This window comes from Pseudomonas sp. THAF187a (assembly GCF_009363395.1).
Classification (GTDB): domain Bacteria; phylum Pseudomonadota; class Gammaproteobacteria; order Pseudomonadales; family Pseudomonadaceae; genus Aquipseudomonas; species Aquipseudomonas khazarica.
This window is the reverse complement of record NZ_CP045349.1, coordinates 3,336,497-3,362,382: the sequence shown is the minus strand read 5'-3', so window position 1 is coordinate 3,362,382 and position 25,886 is coordinate 3,336,497. Positions and strand designations below refer to the sequence as shown.

The 25,886-nt window shown below is 65.5% G+C and carries 5 protein-coding genes; 3 read left to right on the top strand and 2 right to left on the bottom strand.

What is annotated here, in order from left to right:
- Positions 1–28 precede the first annotated feature (28 nt).
- From FIV02_RS15600 to FIV02_RS15590, 3 genes are read left to right on the top strand one after another with little or no spacing between them, the layout of a single operon-like run.
- Complete coding sequence (locus tag FIV02_RS15600) at positions 29–12,814, top strand: non-ribosomal peptide synthase/polyketide synthase (protein ID WP_152489133.1); 12,786 nt, start codon at positions 29–31, stop codon at positions 12,812–12,814.
- Positions 12,814–21,906, top strand: coding sequence for a non-ribosomal peptide synthetase (locus FIV02_RS15595; RefSeq protein ID WP_152489132.1), 9,093 nt, complete (start codon positions 12,814–12,816; stop codon positions 21,904–21,906). Before FIV02_RS15600 ends, FIV02_RS15595 begins: the two co-directional genes overlap by 1 nt.
- Positions 21,903–22,871, top strand: a complete 969-nt coding sequence (locus tag FIV02_RS15590) for an alpha/beta hydrolase (RefSeq protein WP_152489131.1) — start codon at positions 21,903–21,905, stop codon at positions 22,869–22,871. Before FIV02_RS15595 ends, FIV02_RS15590 begins: the two co-directional genes overlap by 4 nt.
- 56 nt (positions 22,872–22,927) lie before the next feature.
- On the opposite strand, the gene fhuB is transcribed toward FIV02_RS15590, so the two are convergent.
- Complete coding sequence (gene fhuB, locus FIV02_RS15585) at positions 22,928–24,922, bottom strand: Fe(3+)-hydroxamate ABC transporter permease FhuB (RefSeq protein ID WP_152489130.1); 1,995 nt, start codon at positions 24,920–24,922, stop codon at positions 22,928–22,930.
- The gene (locus tag FIV02_RS15580) at positions 24,915–25,841 is read right to left on the bottom strand and encodes an ABC transporter substrate-binding protein (protein WP_256662974.1); all 927 of its coding nucleotides are present in this window, start codon (positions 25,839–25,841) and stop codon (positions 24,915–24,917) included. The genes fhuB and FIV02_RS15580 overlap by 8 nt, the downstream gene beginning before the upstream one ends.
- Positions 25,842–25,886: the final 45 nt, after the last annotated feature.

Below are 25,886 nucleotides of genomic sequence, written 5' to 3'. Positions count from 1 at the left end.
TGCACCCATCGCGATTCAAGGTGATGCCATGAATGATCGTTACGACGCTGCCACCAACCTGGTTGAGGCGCTCGTCCAGCGTGCCGCTGAAACGCCGCGCGATATCGCTCTGCGTTTTATCGCTGAAGGGGTGGACGAAGCACTGACCTACCGTGCATTGGATGAGCGCGCACGTGATTTGGCTGTCTGGTTGCTGCAGCATGGCCAACCCGGTGATCGCGCCGTTTTGCTGATGCACAGCAGCACGGAATACGTGGTTTCCTTCTTTGCTTGCCTGTATGCCGGCATCATCGCTGTGCCGGCGTATCCGCCCGAGTCCGTGCGGCCGCAGCACCTGGCGCGTTTGCAGGCCATTCTCGGTGACGCCGAGCCGAGCCTGGTGCTCACCGATTCCAGTTTGTTGGACGCCCTGCGTCCGGCCTGTCAGGTTGTCGGTGGTGCCACGCCGCAGCTGCTGGCCGTTGACCACACGCCGGCCGGTCTGGGGCTGGCATGGCAGATGCCGGAGCTGACTGGTGCGCATATCGCCTTCCTGCAATACACCTCGGGTTCCACCTCGACACCAAAGGGGGTGCAGGTCAGCCATGGCAACCTGCTAGCTAACGAGCGGTTGATTCGCCATGGCCTGGGTATCTGTGCCGATGACGTGATGGTCAGCTGGCTGCCGCTGTTTCACGACATGGGGCTGATCGGTGGTTTGCTGCAGCCGATCTATAGCGGTATTCCTTGTGTGTTGATGTCGCCGCGCTACTTCCTCGAGCGTCCGCGCCGCTGGTTGGAGGCCATCTCCCGTTACGGCGGTACGGTCAGTGGTGGCCCGGATTTCGCCTACCGGCTGTGCTGCGAACGCATCGGTGAGGGCGCCATGGAGGGGCTTGATCTGAGCCGCTGGCGCCTGGCTTTCTCCGGCTCCGAACCGATTCGTCCGGACACCCTGGAGCGCTTCGCTACCACCTTCGCGCGGGTTGGGTTCGATTCCGATGCGCTCTATGCCTCCTACGGCCTCGCCGAGGCGACCCTGTTCGTTGCCGGTGGCCAACGCGGTAAAGGTATCGGTTTGCTGGAGGTGGATCCGACGGCACTGGCCAGTAACCTGGGGCGCCCCGGCCGCGGCACCTTGCTGGTCAGTTGCGGGCACCTGCAGCCCGAGCATGAGGTGCAACTGGTCGATCCACACAGCGGCGCATCTCTGGGGCCTGGGCAGGTTGGCGAGATCTGGAGCAGTGGCCCCAGCGTTGCGCTGGGCTATTGGCGCAACCCCGAGGCCAGTGAGCGTGCTTTCGTCGAGCGCGATGGGCGCGTCTGGCTGCGTACCGGCGACCTGGGCTTCCTGCACAACGATGAGCTGTACGTCACCGGGCGGCTCAAGGACATGATCATCGTGCGTGGCCAGAACCTCTACCCGCAGGATCTGGAACGCTGTGTCGAAGAAGAAGTGGATGTGGTGCGCAAGGGCCGCATCTCTGCATTCGCTGTGGAGCACAACGGTCGCGAGGGGATCGGTATAGCCGCCGAGATTGGCCGCAGTGTGCGCAAGTTGATACCGGCTGCCGCGCTGATCAAGGCTATCTCGGCGGCCGTCGCCGACAGTTTCCAGGAAGCACCGCTGCTCGTGGCGCTGCTGGAACCGGGCGCGTTGCCAAAGACTTCCAGCGGCAAGCTGCAGCGCTCTGCATGCCGCCAGCAATTGGCTGATGGCACCTTGTCGGCTTACGCGGTACAGCGTGCCGGGCAACTGGTGGAAGGCGATCGGGTGAACACTGCTCGGCTGAGCGAGGCAGAGCAGGCCATGGCTGCTCTCTGGTGCGAGGTGCTGCAGGTGGAGGCGGTCGAACGTGACGATCACTTCTTTGTCCTCGGTGGTGATTCGGTGCGGGCGACCCAGTTACTGGCACGCCTGCGTGAGCGTCATGGCCGCGCAGTGGAGCCGCGCCTGCTGTTCGAGGCGCCGGTATTGGGCGCTTTCGTCGCTGCGCTGGCCAGTCATGTTGTCGATACACCGGCCTGCGCCGAAGTGACCTGTCTGGATCGCCATGGCACGCTGCCGCTGTCGCCGGCCCAGCGCCGTCTTTGGTTCCTCTGGAAGCTGGAGCCGCACAGCCCGCTGTACCACATCGCCGGTGGTCTGACGGTGCGCGGCGAGCTGAATGTCGACGCAGTGCAACAGGCATTCGTCGATCTGCAATTGCGTCACGAGACGCTGCGCAGCCGTTTCGTCGAGGACAGTGATGGCGAAGTTCGCCTGCACCTGACCGACGTCGCGCCGGTGCCGTTCAGTCAGATCGATCTGAGTGGTCAGCCGAGCACTGCCGAGGGCGATGCGCTGCAATTCGCTGCCGAAACCTTCGATCTGGTCAGCGGCTCGTTGCTACGTCTGCGTCTGCAGCACCTGGGCGAAGGCCGTCAGGCGCTGCTGCTCTGCATGCACCACATCATCTCTGATGGCGCCTCGCTGAACCTGCTGTTGGAGGAGTTTTCGGCGTGCTATGCGGCGCGTCTGCAAGGTGAGGTTGCGCAGCTACCGCAGTTGAGCCATCAGTACGTCGACATCACCGCCGCTCAGCAGCAGGTACTGGACGGTGGAGCGAGCGCACGACTGCTGCAGTGGTGGCGCACTTACCTTGGGCAGGAACATCCGCCGCTTGAGTTGCCATACACCTTGGTCGACACGACTCGCCAGAGTGGACGTCGTGCCGGCCTCATCGAGCAGCGTCTCGACGATGTCTTGAGCGGGGAGTTGCGTCAGCTGGCCCAGCAGCATGGTGTGACCTTGGCCATGCTGTTGCTGGCGGCGTTCAACCTGTTGTTGCAGCGCTTTACCGGCCAGCAGGATCTGCGCATCGGTCTTACCCAGGCTGGGCGTGAACAGCTCGCCAGCGAACGTCTGGTGGGCTTCTTCGTCAATCTGCTGGTGTTGCGCTGCGACCTTTCGACCAACCCGAGCCTGAGTGCGCTGTTGCGCCAGGTGCGCGATGGGTTGCTGGATGCCCAGGCTCATCAGGATCTGCCGTTCGAGCAACTGGTGCAGGCGTTGCAGCCAGATCGCAGTCACGGTCGCCATCCACTCTGCCAGGTGGCGTTCGACCATCAGGTACGGGGAACGGTGGCATTGCAGGGGCTGAACGTGGAAAGCCTGCGTCAGATCGATCTGGAAACCCCCTTCGACCTGGTGTTGCGCGTACGCGAGAGCCAGGCCGGCCTCGAGCTGAGCTTCTGCTACGCTGCCGAGCGCTATTGCGCTACCGGTATGGCGTGCATGGCCGAGCAGTTCCTCGCGCTGCTGCGTGCACTGCCGAAGCAGCCGGCGGATGCGCCGTTGCAGGCGGGTGCCTGGCTCGACGAAGCGCTGTGGCGCCGTGCAGTACCGGCCAGTGCTGAGGCTTTCGAGCCGCTGGCGACGGTTATCGCAGCCCAGGCTGCCGCCCAGCCGGAGGCTATCGCGCTGCAAGATGAGCAACGCAGCCTGAGCTTCGCTGAACTGGATGCGCGCGCCAACCGCCTGGCCCAGGCTCTGGTCGCGGCGGGTGTCGGCCCCGAGGCACGGGTTGGCGTGGCCTTGCCGCGCGGCGTGGATATTCCGCTGGCCCTGTTGGCCGTGATGAAGGCCGGCGGCGCCTATGTGCCGCTGGATGTGGATCATCCCCGCGAACGCCTGGCCTGGCTGATCGAGGATGCCGGTATCGGCTGGTTGATCAGTCAGTCAGCGCTGGCCGAGCAGCTGCCGATTGGCGATTCGGTGCAGCGCCTGGATCTAGACCGTTTCGATGATGCCGCCTGGCCGGCGCAATGCCCCGCTTCACGGGTTCACCCGGCCAACCTGGCCTATCTGATCTACACCTCCGGCTCCACTGGCCAGCCCAAGGGCGTTGCTGTAGCGCATGGCGAAATCGCCGCACACTGCCGCGCCATCGGTGAGCGTTATGCGATGCGACCGAGTGACCGCGAGCTGATCTTCATGTCGTTTGCTTTCGACGGGGCTCACGAGCGTTGGCTAACTGCACTGAGCCACGGCGCCAGTCTGCTGATTCGTGGTGCTGCGTTGTGGACGCCGGAGCAGACCCTGGAACGCCTCAAGCTGCATCAGGTGACGGTTGCGGCCTTCCCGCCGGCCTTCCTGCAGCAACTGGCCGAACAGGCGGCACGCCTTGGCCATGCGCCGAGCATGCGCATCTATTGCTTCGGTGGTGACGCGGTGCCCGAGGCAGCATTCGAATTGGCGCGGCGCAGCCTCAAGGCGGAACACCTGATCAATGGCTATGGGCCTACCGAAACGGTGGTCACGCCCCTGTTGTGGAAGGCCGATGCTACCAGTCGTTGTGGTGCCGCTTATGCGCCCATCGGCGAGGCAGTGGGCGCTAGAGACCTGTACGTACTCGACGAGCACCTGCAACCGCTGCCGCGCGGTGTGGTCGGCGAGTTGTACATCGGCGGTGAGTTGCTGGCGCGCGGTTATCACCAGCGTCCTGGGATGACCGCCGAGCGCTTCGTTGCCGATCCCTTCGGCATGACGGGTGGGCGTCTCTACCGTACCGGCGACCGTGTGCGTTGGCGTGAAGATGGCTCGTTCGATTACCTCGGGCGCGTCGATCAGCAAGTCAAGATTCGCGGCTTCCGTATCGAGCCCGGCGAGATCGAAGCACGCCTGCGCATGCACGATGGGGTCAGCGAAGCGGCCGTGGTCTGTCGCGACGGTATGGCAGGGCGCCGGCTGGTGGCCTACGTGGCGCCGCTGCAGGCGACCGAAGCGCTCAAGACGGCGCTGCGCGAGCAACTGCCCGAGTACATGGTGCCCACGCAGATCATCGCGCTGGCTCAGTTGCCGCTGAACGTCAATGGCAAGATCGACCGCAAGGCCTTGCCCGAAGTGGCGGACGTCAATGACGACTACAGCGCGCCACGCGAGGGCCTGGAAAGCCAGCTGGCAGCGCTTTGGGCCGAGTTGCTCGAGCTGCCGCGAGTCGGCCGTGAGGATGACTTCTTCGAACTCGGTGGTCATTCGCTGCTGGCGACCCGGCTGGTATCGCGGATACGCCAACTCCTCGCCGTCGAGTGTCCGCTGCCGATGATCTTCGAGGCCTCGCGGCTGGATGCCTTTGCCGCCGCTGTGGCGGCGCTTGGCGAGCGCGACAGCCGCCCGCCATTGCGCACTGTGCCGCGTGATGGCGTGCTACCGCTGTCCCCGGCGCAGGCGCGCCTGTGGTTCTTCTGGCAGATGGAACCGCACAGTGCTGCCTACAATGTCCCTGGCGCCCTGCGCCTGCGCGGCGCGCTGGACGAGGGTGCGTTGCGCCAGGCATTCGCGGAATTGATGGCGCGTCACGAGACACTGCGCACCACCTTCGACGAGCGTGAGGGCGAGCCGTGCCAGGTCATCCATGCGCGGCTGGAACTGCCCATGGTACGCCTGGATCTGTCCGCCCACGGCGATGCCGAGGCCCAGGCGCATCGCCTGGCCGAAGAGGAAGCCGGGCGCCCGTTCGACCTGCGTGACGGCCCGCTGCTGCGCCTGACGCTGCTGCGCCTGTCCGCAGAGGATCATGTACTGCTGTTGACCCTGCACCATATCGTCTCCGACGGTTGGTCGATCCGTGTGCTGATGGATGAATTCGCCGCGCTGTACAGTGCCGCGCTGGTAGGCAACCAGGCGGCGCTGCCGGCGCTGCCGGTGCAGTACGCCGACTACGCCCAGTGGCAGCGTAGCCTGCTCGCCGATGGCGAGGGTGAGCGACAACTGGCCTGGTGGGTACAGCAACTGGGGCATGACAATCCGCGCCTCGACCTGGCATGCGACCGCCCGCGTCCGGCGCAGCAGAGCTACCGTGGCGGCAGTCTCAGCTTCGAGCTGGATGCGGCGCTGAGCGAGCGCCTGAGGGCGTTGGCGCGCAGCCACGACGTCACCTTGTTCATGTTGCTGCTGGGCGCCTATGGCGTCTTGCTGCGCAGTTGCAGCGGCCAGGCTGATCTGCGTGTCGCGGTGCCGGTCGCCAACCGCCAGCAACTGGAAACCGAGGGGCTGATCGGCTTCTTCGTCAACACCCTGGTCTACCCCTGCCGAGTCGACGTGCAGGCTTCCTTCAGCAATCTGCTGGCTGCGCTCAAGCCGTTGGCACTGGGTGCACAGGCACATCAGGATGTGCCCTTCGAGCAACTGGTCGAGGCGCTGCAACCGGAGCGCAGCCTGGCCTGGAACCCTCTGGCGCAGGTCAAGTTCAACTTCGGTTTCGACGTCAGCCGCCTGCCGGATGCCGGCCCGCTGAAGCTGCAACTGTTCAGTGAACAGCAGTACGGTGCGCGTTTCGATCTGGCCCTGGACATGGCCGAGGCCAGCGAGGACGGCCATCTGCGCGGCAGCTTCGTCTTTGCCCAGGATCTGTTCGACGTCAGCACGGTGGCACGCATCGTCGCTACCTTCACCTGGCAACTGGAACAACTCTGCGCCCGGCCATCCGAGCCACTCGAACAACTGACTCTGGTCCCAGCCGAACTGCGTTCGGAACTGGCCGGCGAGCGCCGCCCGTGGCCGTCCGCTGATGTACTGCAGTTGTTCAACCGACAGTGCGTGGCACGCCCGGGCGAAATGGCAGTCGAGGCCTGGGATGGTCAATACCGTTATGCTGAGCTGGACGCCGCGGCCAACCGTTTGGCCAATGCCTTGCGCGCCCGGGGAGTCGGCCAGGGTGAGCGCGTCGCGCTCTGCCAGGCGCGCGGCGCACGCTGGCTGCTGATGCTTCTGGGGGTGCTGAAGTCAGGTGCTGCCTACGTGCCGTTCGACCCGGCATTGCCGAGTAAGCGTCTGCAGCAACTACTGGCCGAGAGTGGGGCGCGCTGCGTGCTGGTGAGCGAGCGTGAAACTGCGGCGCTGTTCCCGGATCAGGCAATGCTGGTCGAGGCCGGAGGGCCGTCGGACTTTGCAGCGCAGGCGCCTGCCGTGGTCATCGACGCGGCCAGCCCGGCCTATGTGATCTTCACTTCCGGCTCCACGGGGCAGCCCAAAGGCGTAGTGGTTAGCCACGGTGCCCTGGCCAACTACGTGCAGGGCGTGCTGACACGGTTGGACAGCCAGCCCGGGGAGGGCTGGGCGATGGTGTCGTCGGTGGCGGCCGATCTCGGCCATACCAGCCTGTTCGGTGCGCTATGCAGTGGTGGGCGGCTGTGCCTGGCCAGCGCCGAGGAGGTGGCCGATGCCGAGCGTTTCGCCGCCTTCATTCAGGCTCGTGCCGTCGCCGTGCTGAAGATCGTGCCCAGCCATCTCAGCGGCCTGCTGGCCGCCGCGCCGCAGCCGGTCGAGGTCTTGCCGCTGCGTCTGCTGGTGCTCGGCGGCGAAGCCTGCGGCGCACCACTGCTGGCGCGTGTGCGTGAGCTGGCGCCAGGTTTGCGGGTGGTCAACCACTATGGCCCAAGTGAAACCACAGTGGGTGTGCTGACCCATGAGTGGCGCATCGGTGAGTCCTTGCCGCAGGGCAATCTAGCTATCGGTCGGGCGCTGCCCAATAGTCGGGTGCGGGTGGTCGACGAGCAGCTCGCCAGTCTGCCACTTGGCGTGCCGGGTGAGCTGCTGATCGCCGGTGCCGGTCTGGCCGACGGCTATCTGGGCCTGCCGCAGCTGACAGCGGAGCGTTTTATCCATCTTGAGGATGAGCGCTATTACCGCAGTGGCGACCGCGTGCGCCTGCGCGCCGATGGTGAGATCGAATTCCTCGGTCGCCTCGATGAACAGGTGAAAATCCGCGGCTATCGGGTGGAGCCGGCCGAGCTGGCGCAGGTGCTCAAGCGCCTGCCGGGTGTGCATGATGCTCTGGTGCTGGCCGAGAGCGCGGGCGATGGGCCCTTGCGCCTGCTGGCCTGGTGTGTGGCCGATGGGAAGGCCGAAGCGCTGCGCCAGGAGTTGGCAGCCCAGGTGCCGGACTATCTGCTGCCGGCGCAACTGATGCTGCTACCGGCCTTACCGTTGACTGCCAATGGTAAGGTCGATCGCCAGGCACTGCCGCGTCCGGACATGGCTGGCAAACCGTGCGAGGAGGTGCCGCTGAGCGAACTGGAAAGCCAGTTGGCGACGATCTGGCAGGCGGTGCTCAAGGTCGAACGGGTCGGGGCCGAAGACAACTTCTTCGAGTTGGGTGGTGATTCCATCCTCAGCCTGCAGATCATCGCGCGCATCCGCAAACTGGGTTTCAAGCTCAGTCCCAAGCAGTTGTTCGAGCGGCAGACCGTGCGGCAACTGGCGCAGTGGCTGCAGGCACGCGAGGTGTCGGAAGTCGCCACGACGCCTGCCACCGTCAACGCACCGCCCGCCAGTGGCGCGCCGCTGGCCCCGGTGCAGGCTCGCTTCTTCGAGCGTGTACCGGCTGTGCTGCGCAACCACTGGAATCAGGCGATCCTGCTGGAGGCCAGCGAGCCGCTGGATCTCACTGCGCTGGAGCGTGCGCTGCATGCCTTGCTGCAATGCCACCCGGCGTTGCGTCTGCGTTTGGATGGTGAGCAAGCGCGTCTGCGTATCGCTGACATGGGGGCACTCGACCTGACGCTGCTCTGGCGCCGCCATGCAACTGATCGGCAGACGCTCGAGCGCCTGTGTGACGAAGCCCAGCGCAGCCTGGATCTGCGTAATGGCCCATTGCTGCGTGCCATGCACGTCGGCCTGGACGAGGGCGGAGAGCGCCTGTTGCTGGTGATTCATCACCTAGCGGTGGATGGCGTCTCCTGGCGGGTGCTGCTGGAAGATCTGCACGCCGCCTATGGTGCTATTCGCGCAGGGCAGCCAGTTGTTTTACCGGCCGAAGGCGACCCGCATGCCGTCTGGGCTGCCCGCCAGCAGGCGCTGGCGACGAGTCCGGCACTGGACGCCGAAATGCCGTACTGGCTGGCGCAACTGGCCGATGCCCCGGCGATTCCCCTGGCCGATGGCCACGCGGCGGCCACCTGGCGCGAGGCACGGCAGCGCCACATTGCTCTGGACCGCGATGCCACCTCCGAACTTCTTGGTCCGGTCCTGGCCGCTCAGCGCCTGCGCATCAATGACGTCCTGCTGACGGCTGTCGGTCGCGCCTTGTGCAACTGGACGGGGAGCGAGGAGGCCTTGCTGGAAGTGGAGGGCCATGGCCGTGACGCCTTCGATGACGGCGAACCTCTGGAGCTGTCGCGCACCGTTGGCTGGTTCACCTGCCTTTACCCGCTGCGCCTGCGCCCGACCGGCGAACCGGGTGAGGCACTGCGTGCGGTTAAGGAAAGCATCCGTGGTGTGCCTCGAGCCGGCATCGGCTATGGCGTGCTGCGCCACCTGAGCAAGCATGGTCTGGAGCTGAGTGCAGCGGGGCAGGCGCGTGTCACCTTCAACTACCTGGGGCAGTTCGACCAGCAATTCGATGGCGATTCTGTGCTGCGCCCTGCCAGTGAATCGGCAGGTCATAGCCAGCCGCAGAATGCCCCGCTGGGCAACTGGCTGGTGATCAATGGTCGCATCCTGGGCGGGCGTCTGGAGTTGGAGCTGACCTACAGCCAGGCCATGTTCCCGGCCGAGGCGATCGATGCCCTGGTACAGGGACTGGAGGATTCGCTGCACGAGCTGCTGGCCCATGTGCGCATCGCCACGCCGCGTCTGTCGCCGAGCGACGTGCCGTTGGCTGGCCTGGACCAGGCGACGCTGGACAGTCTCGATCTGCCCGTGAGTGATCTGGACGATCTCTATCCGTTGTCGCCCATGCAGCAGGGATTGTTGTTCCATGCGCTCGATATGCCGGGCTCCGGTCTTTACGTCAATCAGTTGCGGGTCGACCTGGAGGGGCTGGATGCACCGCGTTTCATCGCCGCGTGGCAGCAGGTTGTGGCGCGTCATGCCGTGCTGCGCAGCGGCTTCGTGCTCACCGAAGCGGGTGTGCCGTTGCAGTTCGTGTTGCGTCATGCCGAGCTACCCGTACGTGAACACGACTGGCGCACGCAGGCCGCCGAGCCCGAAGCACTGGATGCGCTGGCCGCGGCCGAGCGTGCCGAAGGCTTCGACCTCGCTATGCCGCCGCTGCAGCGTCTGACTCTGGTGCGCCTGGGTGAGCGCCGCTACCACCTGCTGTGGACCTGCCACCACCTGATCTCCGACGGCTGGAGCAGCGCTCGGCAAGTGGGTGAGGTGCTGGCACTCTACCGGGGTGAAACGCTGCCGGCGCAGTTCGGCCAGTACCGCGACTACATCAACTGGCTGCAAACTCGGGACGCCGCCGCCGGTGAGCGCTTCTGGCGCGAGCGCCTGGTCTCGTTCGACGAACCGACCCTGCTGGCTGGTGCGTTGGGGCATGCTGCCGCAGAGCCAGCGCGTGAGGTGCACGGCCGTTTGAGCGCCGAACTGACCCGTGGTCTGCAGCAATTTGCCCAGGCCCAGCGCGTGACCCTCAACACCCTGTTGCAGGGTGCCTGGCTGCTGCTTCTACAGCGCTACACCGGGCAGGCGAGACCCTGCTTCGGCGCCACCGTCGCCGGGCGTCCGGCTGAGCTGCCGAGTGCACAGAGCCTGCTCGGCCTGTTCATCAATACCTTGCCGATTGCCCATGAAATCCAGCAGCAATGGGCCGTTGGCGACTGGTTGCGAGATCTGCAAGCGCTCAACCTGCACGTTCGCGAGTTCGAGCACAGCCCGTTGCACGATATCCAGCGCTGGGCCGGCAAGCCGGGTCAGGCGTTGTTCGACAGCATTCTGGTGTTCGAGAATTTCCCCATGGACAGTGCGCTTGCTGGCGGCGGTGACAGCCTGCGCGTACTCGGCCAGCGCCCGGTCGAGAGCACCCATTTCGCCCTGGCCCTGGTGGCCAGTGCTGACGAGTGCCTGGATATCCGTTACGCCTACCGTGCCGACCGCCTGGCGTCCAGTCAGGTGGAGCGCCTGCGTGAGCACTTCGAGCGCTTGCTGCTGGCTATGGCCGAGAGTGCCGAGCGCCATTTGGGGGATTTGCCGATGCTGGCAGGCGCGGAGCGCGAGCAGCTGCTTGGTGGCTGGAACACCACCGAGGCGGCGTTCCCCGATGGCGTGCAACTGCAAGCGCTGCTGCAGCAGCAGGCCGCGCAAACCCCGGACGCCCTGGCGCTGCAGTTCGGCGCGCAGCGCCTGAGCTATCGCGAGCTGCACCAGCGCGCCAACCAGCTGGCACGCTGGTTGCGCGCTCAAGGTGTGGGCCCGGACGTACTGGTGGGGGTGGCGGCCGAGCGCAGCGTCGAGCTGGTGGTGGCCCTGCTGGCCATCGTCAAGGCCGGTGGCGCCTACGTGCCGATGGACCCGGATTACCCGCACGAGCGTCTGCAGCACATGCTGGACGACAGCGGCGTGACGCTGCTGCTGACTCAGGCACATCTGCGTGATGCGCTGCCGGCTTCGAACGCCCGTAGGTTCTGCCTGGACAGCGACTGGTCAGAAGTGGAGGGGCTGGAGGGGAGCGATCTGCCGATTCAGGGTACGCCGGACAACCTGGCCTACCTGATCTACACCTCCGGTTCGACCGGCAAGCCCAAGGGCGCTGGCAACAGCCACCAGGCGCTCATAAACCGGCTGCACTGGATGCAGAAGGCGTACTGCCTGACGCCGGCTGATCGCGTGCTGCAGAAGACGCCGTTCAGCTTCGATGTATCGGTGTGGGAGTTCTTCTGGCCGCTGCTGACCGGCGCTGGGCTGGTGGTAGCCGAGCCAGGCGCGCACCGCGATCCGCTGGCACTGCGTCAGGTAATCAACCAGGGCGAGGTCAGCGTGCTGCACTTCGTACCTTCGATGTTGCAGGCGTTCGTCGCCTCGGGCGAGCTGGAACACTGCCCTTCACTCACGCAGGTGATGTGCAGTGGCGAGGCGTTGCCCTACGAGCTGCAACAGCAGTTCCGTCAGCGCCACCGCGCCAAGCTGCACAACCTCTATGGTCCCACCGAGGCGGCCATCGACGTCAGCTACTGGGCGTGCGACGAGGAAAACGAACGGCACATCGTGCCCATCGGCCGGCCCATCGACAACCTGCGGTTGTACATCCTCGACCCCTGGCTGGAGCCGGTGCCGCAGGGTGTGGCGGGTGAGCTCTACATCGGCGGCGTTGGCCTGGCGCGGGGTTATCACGCACGACCGGGGCTGACCGCCGAGCGCTTCGTCGCCGATCCGTTCGGTGCAGGCGGGCGGCTGTATCGCACCGGCGACCTGGCGCGCTGGCGGGCGGACGGAGCCATCGAGTACGTCGGACGTATCGACCATCAGGTGAAAATCCGTGGCCTGCGCATCGAGTTGGGTGAGATCGAAGCCCGTCTGCAGGCACATCCGCAGGTGGAAGAGGCGGTGGTGGTGGCGCGTGACACAGCGCAGGGCAAGCAACTGGTGGGCTATGCCGTGGCCGGTTGCGATGGCGAGGAGTTGCGCCAGGCGCTGGCTGAGCAACTGCCGGAGTTCATGGTGCCGGCGCGCATCCTGGTGCTTGAGGCCATGCCGCTGTCGCCGAATGGCAAGCTCGATCGCAAGGCTTTGCCGGCGCCGGAGTTCGGTACCTCGGCAGTCGGTTACGTGGCGCCCCGCAATGACCTGGAGCGTGAGCTGGCGGCGATCTGGACGCAGGTGCTGCAGGTCGAGCGGGTCGGAATCAACGACGACTTCTTCGAACTGGGCGGACATTCTCTGTTGCTGACTCAGGTCGGCATGACCCTGCGCAATCGTCTGGGAGTGACGTTGCCGCTGCACGCATTGTTCGAGTTGAGTTCCATCCAGGCGTTGGCAAGCCACCTGCAGGCGCAACGGGACAATGCGCCCTCGCAAGAGGCCGAGCTGGAGCTGATGGACGAATTGCTGGGCGAGTTGGAGAACCTCTGATGACCATGCTGGATGCACAACTGCGCACCGTTGCCGAACGCCTGGCGGCGCTCCCCGAAGAGAAGCAACTGACCTTCCTGCAACAACTGCGGGAGAAGGGCGTGAGCCTGGAACGCCTGCCGATCATGCGTCAGCCCTGTGAGCGTGCGCCATTGTCACCGGCGCAGAGCCGCCTGTGGTTCCTCTGGCAGATGGAGCCGCACAGTGCGGCCTACAACATTCCGGCGGCCCTGCGCTTGCGCGGCACGCTGGATCCTAGGGCCCTGCGCCAGGCTTTCGAGGCATTGGTGGCACGCCATGAGAGTCTGCGCACGCTGTTTCGCGAAGAAGGTGGCGAGCCGTTGCAGGTGATCCTGCCGACCTTGCCTCTGGCCATGTTGGAGGAAGACTTTGCCGAACTGCCGGCAGACCAGCGTGAGGACGCCGCACGTGTGCGTCTGGAACAGTTGGCGCGACAGCCTTTCGATCTCGCCAATGGCCCGTTGCTGCGCCTGCACCTGCTGCGACTCAGCGATAGCGAGCACCTGCTGCTGCTGAACCTGCATCATATCGTCTCCGATGGTTGGTCGATGGGCGTGCTGATCGACGAGTTCACCAGCCTCTATGGCGCCTGCGTCACCGGTCGTGGTGCCAGCCTGCCGCCGCTGCCGATTCAGTACGCCGACCATGCTCGCTGGCAGCGCCTGTGGATGGCGGCCGGGGAGGAGCAGCGTCAGCTCGATTACTGGACGCAACATATCGGCGATCCGTCGCTGCTGCTGACCCTGCCCAGCGACCGACCGCGTCCGCCGCAGCAGAGTTACCGTGGTGCCACGCTGGACTTTCAACTGCCTACGGCGTTGGTGAGCGAGCTGCGCAGCCTGGCACGTGGCCAGGGTGCAAGCCTGTTCATGGTGCTGTTGGCGGCATTCGAGGTGCTGCTGGTGCGCTACAGCGGCCAGCGCGAACTGCGTATCGGCGTGCCGGTGGCCAACCGTGGTAGGGCCGAGTGCGAGCGTCTGGTGGGTTTTTTCGTCAATACCCAAGTGCTGTGCGGTGACGTCGAGGAACATGCTTCCTTCGTCGATCTGCTCGATGCGGTACGCCAGGCCGTCCTGGATGCACAGGCTCATCAGGAACTGCCCTTCGAACGCTTGGTGGAAACCCTGCAACCTGAACGCAGCCTGAGCCACAATCCGCTGTTTCAGGTGGCCTACAACCATTTGCCCAGTGCGCAGGATGCCTTGTGCGAGCTCCCCGCTGCCGATGGTGAGGCACTGACGCTGGAGCCTCTGCAGCTGGCGACCGGTATCGCCAAGTTCGACCTGATGCTGCAGACCGAGGAGAACCGTGAGGGCGCTGTGCGCGGGCAGTTCGCCTATGCCAGCGATCTGTTCGATGCAGCCACCATCGAGCGCCTGTGCGGTCACTTTCTTAATTTACTGGGGGCATTGGCTGCCGATCCGCAGTGCCCGGTGGGGCGTCTGTCGATGCTGGCAGGCGCGGAGCGCGAGCAGCTGCTTGGTGGCTGGAACGCCACCGAGGCGGCGTTCCCCGATGGTGTGCAACTGCAAGCGCTGCTGCAGCAGCAGGCCGCGCAAACCCCGGACGCCCTGGCGCTGCAGTTCGGCGCGCAGCGCCTGAACTATCGCGAGCTGCACCAGCGCGCCAACCAGCTGGCACGCTGGTTGCGCGCTCAAGGTGTGGGCCCGGACGTACTGGTGGGGGTGGCGGCCGAGCGCAGCGTCGAGCTGGTGGTGGCCCTGCTGGCCATCGTCAAGGCCGGTGGCGCCTACGTGCCGATGGACCCGGATTACCCGCACGAGCGCCTGCAGCACATGCTGGACGACAGCGGTGTGACGCTGCTGCTGACTCAGGCACATCTGCGTGATGCGCTGCCGGCTTCGAACGCCCGTAGGTTCTGCCTGGACAGCGACTGGTCAGAAGTGGAGGGGCTGGAGGGGAGCGATCTGCCGATTCAGGGTACGCCGGACAACCTGGCCTACCTGATCTACACCTCCGGTTCGACCGGCAAGCCCAAGGGCGCTGGCAACAGCCACCAGGCGCTCATAAACCGGCTGCACTGGATGCAGAAGGCGTACTGCCTGACGCCGGCTGATCGCGTGCTGCAGAAGACGCCGTTCAGCTTCGATGTATCGGTGTGGGAGTTCTTCTGGCCGCTGCTGACCGGCGCTGGGCTGGTGGTAGCCGAGCCAGGCGCGCACCGCGATCCGCTGGCACTGCGTCAGGTAATCAACCAGGGCGAGGTCAGCGTGCTGCACTTCGTACCTTCGATGTTGCAGGCGTTCGTCGCCTCGGGCGAGCTGGAACACTGCCCTTCACTCACGCAGGTGATGTGCAGTGGCGAGGCGTTGCCCTACGAGCTGCAACAGCAGTTCCGTCAGCGCCACCGCGCCAAGCTGCACAACCTCTATGGTCCCACCGAGGCGGCCATCGACGTCAGCTACTGGGCGTGCGACGAGGAAAACGAACGGCACATCGTGCCCATCGGCCGGCCCATCGACAACCTGCGGTTGTACATCCTCGACCCCTGGCTGGAGCCGGTGCCGCAGGGTGTGGCGGGTGAGCTCTACATCGGCGGCGTTGGCCTGGCGCGGGGTTATCACGCACGACCGGGGCTGACCGCCGAGCGCTTCGTCGCCGATCCGTTCGGTGCAGGCGGGCGGCTGTATCGCACCGGCGACCTGGCGCGCTGGCGGGCGGACGGAGCCATCGAGTACGTCGGACGTATCGACCATCAGGTGAAAATCCGTGGCCTGCGCATCGAGTTGGGTGAGATCGAAGCCCGTCTGCAGGCACATCCGCAGGTGGAAGAGGCGGTGGTGGTGGCGCGTGACACAGCGCAAGGCAAGCAGCTGGTGGGCTATGCCGTGGCCGGTTGCGACGGCGAGGAGTTGCGCCAGGCGCTGGCTGAGCAATTGCCGGAGTTCATGGTGCCGGCGCGCATCCTGGTGCTTGAGGCCATGCCGCTGTCGCCGAATGGCAAGCTCGATCGCAAGGCTTTGCCGGTGCCGGAGTTCAGCACCGTTCAGGCGGATTACCAGGCGCCAGAAACGGCACATGAGAGGCTACTGGCCGATATCTGGCAAAGCGTGCTGGGCGTGGCCCAGGTGGGGCGTGAGGACAGTTTCTTCGAGTTGGGTGGCGACTCCATCGTTTCCATTCAGGTGGTCAGCCGTGCCCGCCAAGCTGGTTTGCAGCTGACCCCCAAGGACATGTTCCAGCACCAGAGCCTACGTGCTCTGGCCTCTGTTGTTCGTGAGGCGGTAAGCGAGGCCGCGCAGGGGCCGGAGCAGGGCGAGACGCCGTTGCTGCCGATCCAGCGATTGTTTTTCGCCACTCCCATGCCGCAGCGCGCCCATTGGAACCAGGCTGTGCTGCTACACTGCCGCGAAGCGTTGGACGCGCGGCGTCTGAGCGAAACCCTGGCGGCGTTGCAGACGCATCACGATGCTCTGCGCTTGCGCTTCGCTGCCGATGGTAGCCATGCCGTGCATGCGGAGCTGGTGGATGCCAACGTGCTCTGGCTGCGTGAAGCGGCCGATGCCAGTGAACTGGAGCATCATTGCGCCGTCGCACAGCGTAGCCTCGACCTGGCGTGTGGCCCGCTGCTGCGCGCCATGCTGGTCAGCATGGCTGACGGCAGCCAGCGCTTGCTGCTGGTCGTCCATCACTTGGTCGTCGATGGTGTGTCCTGGCGGGTGTTGCTGGAGGATCTGCAGGCGCATTACGAGGGACAGCCCCTGGCGCCGCGCAGCAGTTCGTTCAAGCGCTGGGCGCAGCGTCTGGTCGAGCTTGCCGCCAGTCCCGAGCTGACCTCCGAGCAGGATTACTGGCGTGCCCAGCTAGAGGTCAAGGCGCCGAGCCTGCCAGGCGCTCGCACCGATGCCAGCCTGACCGAGCGTCATGCCCACACCCTGCGCCTGGAACTGGACGAGGGCGAAACGCGTGCCCTGCTGCAACAGGCTCCAGCTGCTTATCGCACCCAGGTCAACGATCTGCTGCTGACTGCACTGGTTCGTGCCCTGTGTGCTTGGAGCGGGCAGAGCAGTGCCGCTGTGTTGCTGGAAGGCCATGGCCGCGAGACATTGTTCGACGATATCGACCTGAGCCGTACCCTGGGTTGGTTCACCAGCCTTTACCCGCTCCGTTTACATGCAGAGGGCGAACCCGATGCGGCGATCAAGGCGGTCAAGGAGCAACTGCGTGCGGTGCCGCGTGGGGGAATCGGCTATGGCCTGCTGCGCCACCTCGGCCAGGGCCTGGAAGGGCTGCACGAGCCACGGGTGACCTTCAACTACCTGGGCCAATTCGATGCCAGCTTCGCCGCTGATGCCCTGTTGCGTCTGGCCGGCGAAAACGCCGGGCCGAACCGCGATGCTGAGGCGCCGTTGGGCAACTGGCTGAGCATCGATGGTCAGGTGCTCGATGCGCGTCTGGGCCTGCGCTTTACCTTCAGCCGCGAGATGTTCGACGAGGCGCCGGTCATGCAACTGGCGCAGCGTTACCTGACAGAGCTGCGCGCCCTGATCGCCCATTGCCTGACACCGGGCGCGGGCGGCGTGACGCCGGCAGACTTCCCTCTGGCCGGTCTCGATCAGGTGCAGCTCGATACCCTCGACCTGCCTGCCGCTGCCATCGAAGATATCTACCCGCTGTCGCCCATGCAGCAGGGCATGCTGTTCCATGCCCTCGATAACCCGGGCTCAGGGCTCTACGTGAACCAGATCAGCGTGGCGGTCGAGCAGCTCGATCCGGCACGTTTGCAGGCAGCCTGGGCGCAGGTGGTAGCGCGACACGCGACACTGCGTAGCGGCTTTCTCTGGCAGGGCGGGCTGCGCCAGCCCTTGCAGGTGGTGCAGCGCCAGGTGCCCGCCGAGGTGCGGGTGATCGAGGGCGAGACGGATGTCATCGCCTTTGCCGAGCGTGATCGCGCCGAAGGCTTCGATCTGGCCCGGCCACCGCTGCAGCGCATGAGCCTGCTGGCCCTGGGTGAGGGGCGTTGGCAACTGGTGTGGACCATGCACCACCTGGTCACCGATGGCTGGAGCGGCGCGCAACTGATCAAGGAGGTGCTGCAGGTTTATGCCGGCGAGCGTCTGCCAGCGCCCGTCGCACGCTACGCCGATTACATCGCCTGGCTGCAGCGCCAGGATGGCGACGCTGCCGAAGCGTTCTGGCGGCAGCGCCTGACCGGGTTGGACGAACCCTGTTTGCTGGCCGACAGCCTGCCACGCCCCGCTGAAGGCAGTGGCCATGGCGTGACCTACAGTCATTACGATGCTGCGTCGACCGAGCGCTTGCGAGCCTTTGCCCGGCAGCAGCGCGTGACCCTCAACACCCTGTTGCAGGGCGTCTGGTTGCTGCTGTTGCAGCGCTACACCGGCAAGCAGCGGGTCACTTTCGGCGCCACCGTCGCGGGGCGACCCACTGGCCTGGCGGGGGCCGAGACGTTGCTGGGGCTGTTCATCAACACCTTGCCGGTGGTGCAGGCGCCAGCGGCGGATGCGGGGCTCGGTGACTGGCTGCGAGCACTCCAGGCCTACAACCTGGAGGTGCGCGAATACGAGCACACGCCGCTGTACGACATCCAGCGCTGGGCGGGTCATGGCGGCCAGGCGCTGTTCGACAGCATCATCGTGTTCGAGAACTACCCGGTGGATGAGGCGTTGCGGCGCGGTGGTGGCGACGGGCCGCGCTTCGGTGAGCTGGCGTCCAAGGACGTGACCAGCGTGCCGATGGATCTGGCCGTACGTCTGGGCGAGGGAATGGAGATCGAATACCAGTACCTGCGCAGCCATTTTCATGAGGATGCGGTGCTGCGTATCCGCGCCAACTTCGAGCAGATCCTCGCCGCCATGCTGCAGGGGGGGAAGCAATGCCTCGGTGATCTCGATTGCCTGAGCACGCTCGAACACGAGGCGCACCATCGTCTGCACGGTCAGGCATCGCTGCCGACGGCATTCGAGCCGGTACACCTGGCTATATCTCGACACAACCGCCAGCGGCCGCAGGGTTGTGTGCTGATCGACGAGACTGTCAGCCTCGACCGTCAGCGTCTGGAACTGGACTCCAACCGCCTGGCCCAGCGTCTGACTGCCTTCGGCGTCGGCCCCGAAGTGCGCGTGGGCGTGGCCTTGCCGCGTGGTGTCGAGTTGCCGCTGGCGTTGCTCGCCGTGCTCAAGGCCGGTGGCGCCTACGTACCGCTGGACGCCGACTACCCGCGCGAGCGCCTGGCGTTCCAGATGCAGGACGCCGGCATCACCTTGTTGCTGACCGACAGCCGCCTGCGTGAGCGTCTGCCCGTCCCCGAGGGTGTTGTGTGCCTGGAGCTGGACAGGCTCGATCTGTCTGCCGAATCCTGCGAGCTGCCCCAGGTGAACGTGCAGCCTGGCAACCTGGCGTATCTGATCTACACCTCGGGTTCCACCGGCCAGCCCAAGGGCGTGGCCGTGGCGCATGGACAGATCGCCGCGCACTGCCGCGCCATCGGCGAGCGTTACGCCATGACGCCGGACGATCGCGAACTGATCTTCATGTCGTTCGCCTTCGACGGAGCCCATGAGCGCTGGCTCACTACCCTCAGCCATGGCGGCAGTCTGTTGATTCGTGGGGAGGCGCTATGGAGCGCTGAGCAGACCCTGGCGCAACTGCGCGAGCACCAGGTCACGGTCGCGGCCTTCCCGCCGGCTTACCTGCTGCAATTGGCCGATCAGGCCGCGCAGCTTGGCCATGTGCCGAGCATGCGCATCTATTGCTTCGGTGGGGACGCGGTGCCTGAAGCCGCCTTCGAGCTGGCGCGCCGTACCCTCAAGGCCGAGTACCTGATCAATGGCTATGGGCCGACCGAAACCGTGGTCACACCGCTGCTGTGGAAGGCCGATGCGAGCACCCGTTGCCAGGCGGCGTATGCCCCTATCGGCCAGGCGGTCGGCGCGCGCCGACTGTACATCCTCGACCCACAGCTACGTCCGGTACCGCTGGGGGTGGCTGGCGAGCTGTACATTGGCGGTGAGCTGCTGGCGCGCGGTTATCACCAGCGCCCAGGGCTGACCGCCGAGCGTTTCGTCGCCGACCCCTTTGGCGAGCCGGGTTCGCGTCTGTATCGCAGCGGTGATCTGGTGCGCGGACGCGCCGATGGCGTCGTCGAGTACGTGGGGCGTATCGACCATCAGGTGAAAATCCGCGGTTTCCGTATCGAGCTCGGCGAGATTGAGGCGCGCCTGCAGGCTCACGCGCAGGTGCGCGAAGCGGTGGTGGTGGCTCGCGAAGGCGCCAGCGGCAAGCAACTGATCGGCTACGTGGTCGGTGAGGTCGATGGCGACACGTTGCGCAGCGATCTGCGGGCGCAGCTACCGGACTACATGGTGCCGGCACAGATCCTCAGACTCGAGCGCATGCCGCTGTCACCGGCAGGCAAGATCGACCGCAAGGCGCTGCCAGAGCCGAGCTGGCAGGGCGCGGGGTATGTCGCTCCGCGCAATGAAGCCGAGCGTATCCTGGCGGATATCTGGGCGCAGGTACTGCAGGTCGAGCAGGTGGGTATCCACGATAACTTCTTCGACCTGGGGGGCGACTCGATTCTCAGCCTGCAGGTGGTGTCGCGTGCCCGTCAGGCCGAGGGACTTGGCCTGGAGCTGCGTTTACGCGACCTGTTGCAGTACCAGAGTATCGCGGCTTTGCTGGAGCGCCCGCAGCAGGCCAGCGCGTCCACGCCAACGCTGGTGACGGAGGCGGCCGAGGACGGAGAGCACTTCAGCCTGTTGCCGATCCAGCAGTGGCTGTTCGACCAGCATCTGCCTGAGCCCGATCATTTCAACCAGGCCCTGCTGCTGGCTTGCCATCGACCGCTGGACGCAAGCCTCCTGGAGCAGGCGCTGCATTTGCTGCTGGCCGAGCATGGCAGCCTGCGCCTGGCCTTCGCCAGGGACGATGACGGCCAGTGGCGGCAGCGTTACTGCAATCTCGATGAACTGGGGCTGGAGACCAACCCGCTGCTCTGGCATCAGCGACCGGGCGATGCCGACGAGGCGCTGGCACTGGCCAACAGTGCACAGCGCAGCCTGGATATCGGTCAGGGGCGTTTGCTGCGGGCTGTCTACAGCCAGTTGGCCGATGGCAGCTACCGACTGTTGCTGGTGATCCATCACCTGGGGGTGGACGGTGTGTCCTGGCGGGTTCTGCTGGAGGATCTGCACCGGCTTTATGGAACATTGCAGCGCGGTGACGCGCCGGATCAGCCGCCGTCTTCCTGCAGTTATCGAGACTGGGCGCAAAGTCTCAGGGCCTACGCCTGTCAGCCAAGCGTGCGCGAGGAGCTGCCCTACTGGCTGCAGCAGACTGCCAGCGAGGGGCTGGGCGAGCCACCGCGCGACAACCCTCGCGGTCGTGCTCAGGTGGCATTGCGTGAGCAGATCAGTCTGCGCCTGCATCGAACCACTACCACGCGGCTACTCAAAGTCGCACCGCAAGCCTATCGCACGCAGATCAACGATCTGCTGCTGGCGGCCCTCGGTCGCGCACTGTGTGGCTGGAGTGGGCAGCATGCGGTGCTGGTCGGGTTGGAGGGGCACGGTCGTGAGGATCTGTTCGATGGCCTCGACCACAGCCGCACCCTGGGCTGGTTCACCAGCCTGTTCCCGGTGCGTCTGGAGGCTGGCGAGGGCGATTATGGCCAGGCCATCACGGCGCTGCGCCAACGCCTGCGTGCGGTGCCGAACAAGGGGATCGGCTACGGTGTGTTGCGTTATCTGGCCGATGGCCAGATGCGCAGCAGGCTGGCAGCACAGGCGCAGCCGCGCGTCACTTTCAACTACCTGGGCCAGCTCGATCAGAGCGCTGACGGCGAAGCCCTGTTCAGCCTGCTCGATGAGCGGCCCGGTGATGCCTATGCCGCGAGCGCGCCGCTGAACAACTGGCTGGAGATCGTCGGCCAGGTGCACGACGGTGAGTTGGCGCTGCGCTGTCTGTTCAGTCGGCAGGTGTTTCGTCCTTCCAGCATCGAGCGCTTCATGGCGTCTTTCGAGGAGGAGTTGCTGGCAGTCATCGATCATTGTTGCGCACAGACCGCGCAGGAGGCGTTCGCGCTATGAGTGTTGCCCTTTCTAATGTACCTGGCGAGCTGCACGCGGAAATCGCCGCCTATCTCGATATGGTCGACGAGGGCCGGCGGGCAGGGCGGCCGGCTCCCCATGAGTTGCCGGTGGCACAGGCGCGTGCCGAGTTCGAGGCCGCTTCTCGCAGCCTGCCACCATTCGCTCCGCCCTGTACTGTGGAGCAAGTCTCGCCGCAGGTGCGCCATGGTCACCTGGCGGCAAGGCTGTATCGGCCGGAGCAGGCCGGTGCGGCGCTGCCAGTGCTGATCTATCTGCATGGCGGCGGTTATTGCATCGGCAGCCTGGACTCGCACGATGCGGTCTGTCGGCAATTGACCATCAGCGCGCAGTGCGCGGTATTGGCGCTGGACTATCGGCTGGCGCCGGAGCATCCCTTTCCCGCTGCCCTGGAGGACGTGCGCGATACCTGGGACTGGCTGCGAGAAGGCGGTTTGGCGCTGGGCCTGGACCCGGCACGCGTGGCCCTGGGGGGGGACAGTGCTGGCGCGACCCTGGCCAGCGTGGTTTGTGCCGAGCTGGCTGCCACGCAGGAGGCAAAGCCCTGCGCGCAACTGCTGTTCTATCCGGCGGTGGACGCCCGCCAGACCAGCGAATCCCAGGAGCTGTTTGCCGAAGGGCATCTGCTGGAGAGCGCGACACTGGCCTGGTTCTACCAGCACTATGCAGAACAGCAGGCGCAGCGCCGTGACTGGCGTTGCTCGCCGTTGCTGGCCGAGGGGCAATTGCGTGGCAGTGCGCCGGCTCTTCTGCTGATCGCCGAGTTCGACCCTTTGCTGGATGAGGGCCTGGCTTATGCCGAGCATCTGCGCGAGCAGGGCGTGATCGTGCAGAGCCGGCTATGCCGTGGCATGACCCATGACTTCCTGCGTATGGCCGGGCTGGTGCCGGAGGTGCTGGAGCACTACGAGCAGGCGGCAGCGTTTCTGCGACGCTACTGGTAGGGCGTATCGATCAAAGAGAAACTGGTGCGCTGTGCGCACCAGTCGTTGACGATGTGCTAGCCACGGCGTTCGCGCTGCATCAGCCAAAGGAAGTATGGGCAGCCAATGAACGCGGCCAGCAGCCCGGCGGAAACCGGCCATGGATAAGCCAGGTTCCGCCCCAGCCAGTCGGCCAACAGCATGATCAGTGCACCGGCGCCAGCGCTTAGCAGGAGCTGCGGTAGCGCACGGTGTACGCCGAGATGGCGGGCGATATGCGGTGCGATCAAGCCGACGAAGCTCAGGGGACCGACCATCAGGGTGGCAGCGGCGGTGAGCAGTGCGGCCAGCAGCAGGATCCCCAGATGGCTGGCGCGCAGGCGCAGGCCGAGTGCTGCCGCCGTACCGTTACCCAGGCCGAGCAGATCGAGTGGGCGTGCCAGTAGTAACGCAGCGGCGCCCAGCAGCACGGTCAGGATCACGGCGGTCGTGGCAGCATTGGCATCGACCTGATAGGTCGAACCGGTCATCCAGCTCATCAACGCGGTCATGCGTGGGTCACCACTGGCCATCAACAGGGTGCTCAGCGCGCCCATCAGGGTGGTCAGGCACACGCCGGTGAGCAGCAAACGCTCCGGGCTGAAGGCGCTGCGCCAGGCGAACCAGAGCAGAACTGCGAGGGTCAGCAAGGCGCCAAGGCTGGCTGCCGGCAGCATCAGCGCCTGCGGCTGCGGTACCAGCAGGAACAGCACCAGTACGCCCAGCGCCGCACCTGAGCTGGCACCCAACACCTCCGGGCTGGCCATGGGGTTACCGGTCAGGCGTTGCACCAACAGGCCGGCCATGGCCAGCATGGCGCCGGCGGCCAATGCACCGAACACACGCGGCAAGCGCCAGTGCAGCTCGCCAAGCTCGGCCCACTGCCATCCGTACAGCCCTTTGGCCAAAAACACGGCAGGTATCAGCAGCATGATCAGCAACCCGGCAACCAGCAGAATTGGCCGCCACGGATGATCCGTTGGTCGTCCCAGGCTCGTTCTGTGCGGCTGGATACCGCCGCTGCGCTGGCGCGCCAGCAGCCAGAGTAGCAGCGGCACACTGAACACCGCAGTGAGGATGCCGGCCGGTACTTCGCCGACCAGGCGCGACAGCTCGCGTGCGCACTGATCCACCAGGCACAGCAGCGCGGCACCGAGCAGAGGCGCCCACAGCAACCGTTGGCGCAGGGTGCGAGCGCCAGTCATGCGCGCGATGGCAGGCGCGGCGAGTCCGATGAAACCGATGATGCCGACCACGCTGGTGACGAAGGCACTCAGCGCCACAGCGACCAGCAGGCCAAAGCCACGGGTGGCGCGCAGCGACACGCCGATGCTGGCCGCGCTCTGGTCTTCCAGGCCGAGCGCTGCCAGTGGGCGTATCAGCAGCACTGCCAGCGTGGCAGCGACGGCCAGACGTGGCGCCAGGTAGAGCACGCCATCCCAGCCGCTCTGGTTGATCGAGCCGGCCTGCCACAGCAGCAAATCAATCAGGTAGTCGTGGTTGAACAGTACCAGCAGGGCGTTCAACGCGTTGCAGTAGAGGCTGATCACCATGCCGGTCAGGATGAAACGCAACGGCGACAAATGGCGGCCCCAGGCGAAGCTGAACAGGGCCAGGGTAGCCAGGCCAGCCCCAGCCAGCGTAACGATTTCCAGGCCATGGATCAGCAGCGTCGGTGCCCAGATGGTGGTGACCGACAGGGCGAGGTTGGCGCCGGCCGCGACGCCCAGGGTCACCGGTTCGGCCAGCGGATTGCGCAGAATCTGCTGGAACAGGGTGCCGGCCAGGCCGAGGGCTGCGCCAACCATCAGACTGACCAGCAGGCGTGGCGCGAAGCTGAAATGCAGCAGTACCTGATTGGGGCTGTCCAGATCCGGTGACCACAGCGCCTGCCACCACAGTTCGTGCGGGAGCAGACCGTTGAGCCCACGCCATACCAGCAGTGCTGCCAGTATGGCGATAAGCAGGGTGCACAGCGCCGAGCCCAGGCTATGCCGAGGCGGGCGCATGGGAAGGCTCAGTGACTCAGCCATGCTGCACCTCTTGGCTGTCCAGATAGTCGGCAATGCGCTCGGCCAGGCTGAGGTACGAGGCCACGCCGCCATAGGGATAGAATTTGCCCAGCGGTTGAGTTTGATGGCGGCGCACTGCTGGCAGGTTGTTCCACAAGGCATTGGGCTGGCGCAGGCTCTGCAGGCGCGCCGACGTCGTAGGAATTTCGATGTACAGCAGATGGGCATCGGGTTGTTCGCTGAGGCGCTCGATACCGGTGAGGCTGAAGCCCATGGCATTGCTCGGGCCACTCCAGGCATTGCGCAGCCCCAGTCGTTCGAGCACGTCCTGGGCCATGCTGTGCTGGCCGTAGACAGTGGCGTGGCGGCCATCCTGGTTGAGCACGGCGATGTAAATCGCAGGCCGTGGGCTTAGCGCCAAACGATTGCGTAGCGTCTCCAGGCGTTGCTCTGCGGCTTGCAGATAAACGTCGGCGCGGTCACTCAGGTGCAGCCGCTCGGACAACTGGCGCATGAAAGCGCTGGCACTGTTCCAGACACCTTTGTCGGTTGGGAAAATGTTCACCACCTCGGTCGGTGCGATATCACCGAGCGTACGTAATACGCTGTTGGGCAGGGCATCGCTGAGGATCAGTTGAGGGTTCAACTGGTGCAGCAATTCGAGATTGGGCTCCCAGTAGGGGCCTATGTCGCGCACGGTCTGCGGCAGTGCTGGATCGGGCATTCGCCGTCGGTAGTAGCCGACGTCGGAAATGGCCAGTGGTTCCACGCCGAGCGTCAGCAGCGTTTCTGCCGCGGCCCAGTTGATGGCGACCACGCGCTGCAGGGGCTCCGCTCGCAATGGCAAGCCACAGCCGAGGGCCAATCCGCCGATGGCCATGGCCTGAAGCAATTGGCGGCGTTTCAGCCGGCGGTGGGGGAGGTTCGTCGAGGCAGGCAAGTATTTCTCCAGATACGCGCAAGGCTCCCGCAGGAGCCTGATCAG

What these genes read in the sequence shown, in the direction of transcription:
- FIV02_RS15600 (WP_152489133.1), top strand. Translation starts at nt 29, where the DNA reads ATGAATGATCGTTACGACGCTGCCACCAACCTGGTTGAGGCGCTCGTC.
- FIV02_RS15595 (WP_152489132.1), top strand. Translation starts at nt 12,814, where the DNA reads ATGACCATGCTGGATGCACAACTGCGCACCGTTGCCGAACGCCTGGCG.
- FIV02_RS15590 (WP_152489131.1), top strand. Translation starts at nt 21,903, where the DNA reads ATGAGTGTTGCCCTTTCTAATGTACCTGGCGAGCTGCACGCGGAAATC.
- fhuB (WP_152489130.1), bottom strand. Translation starts at nt 24,922, where the DNA reads ATGGCTGAGTCACTGAGCCTTCCCATGCGCCCGCCTCGGCATAGCCTG.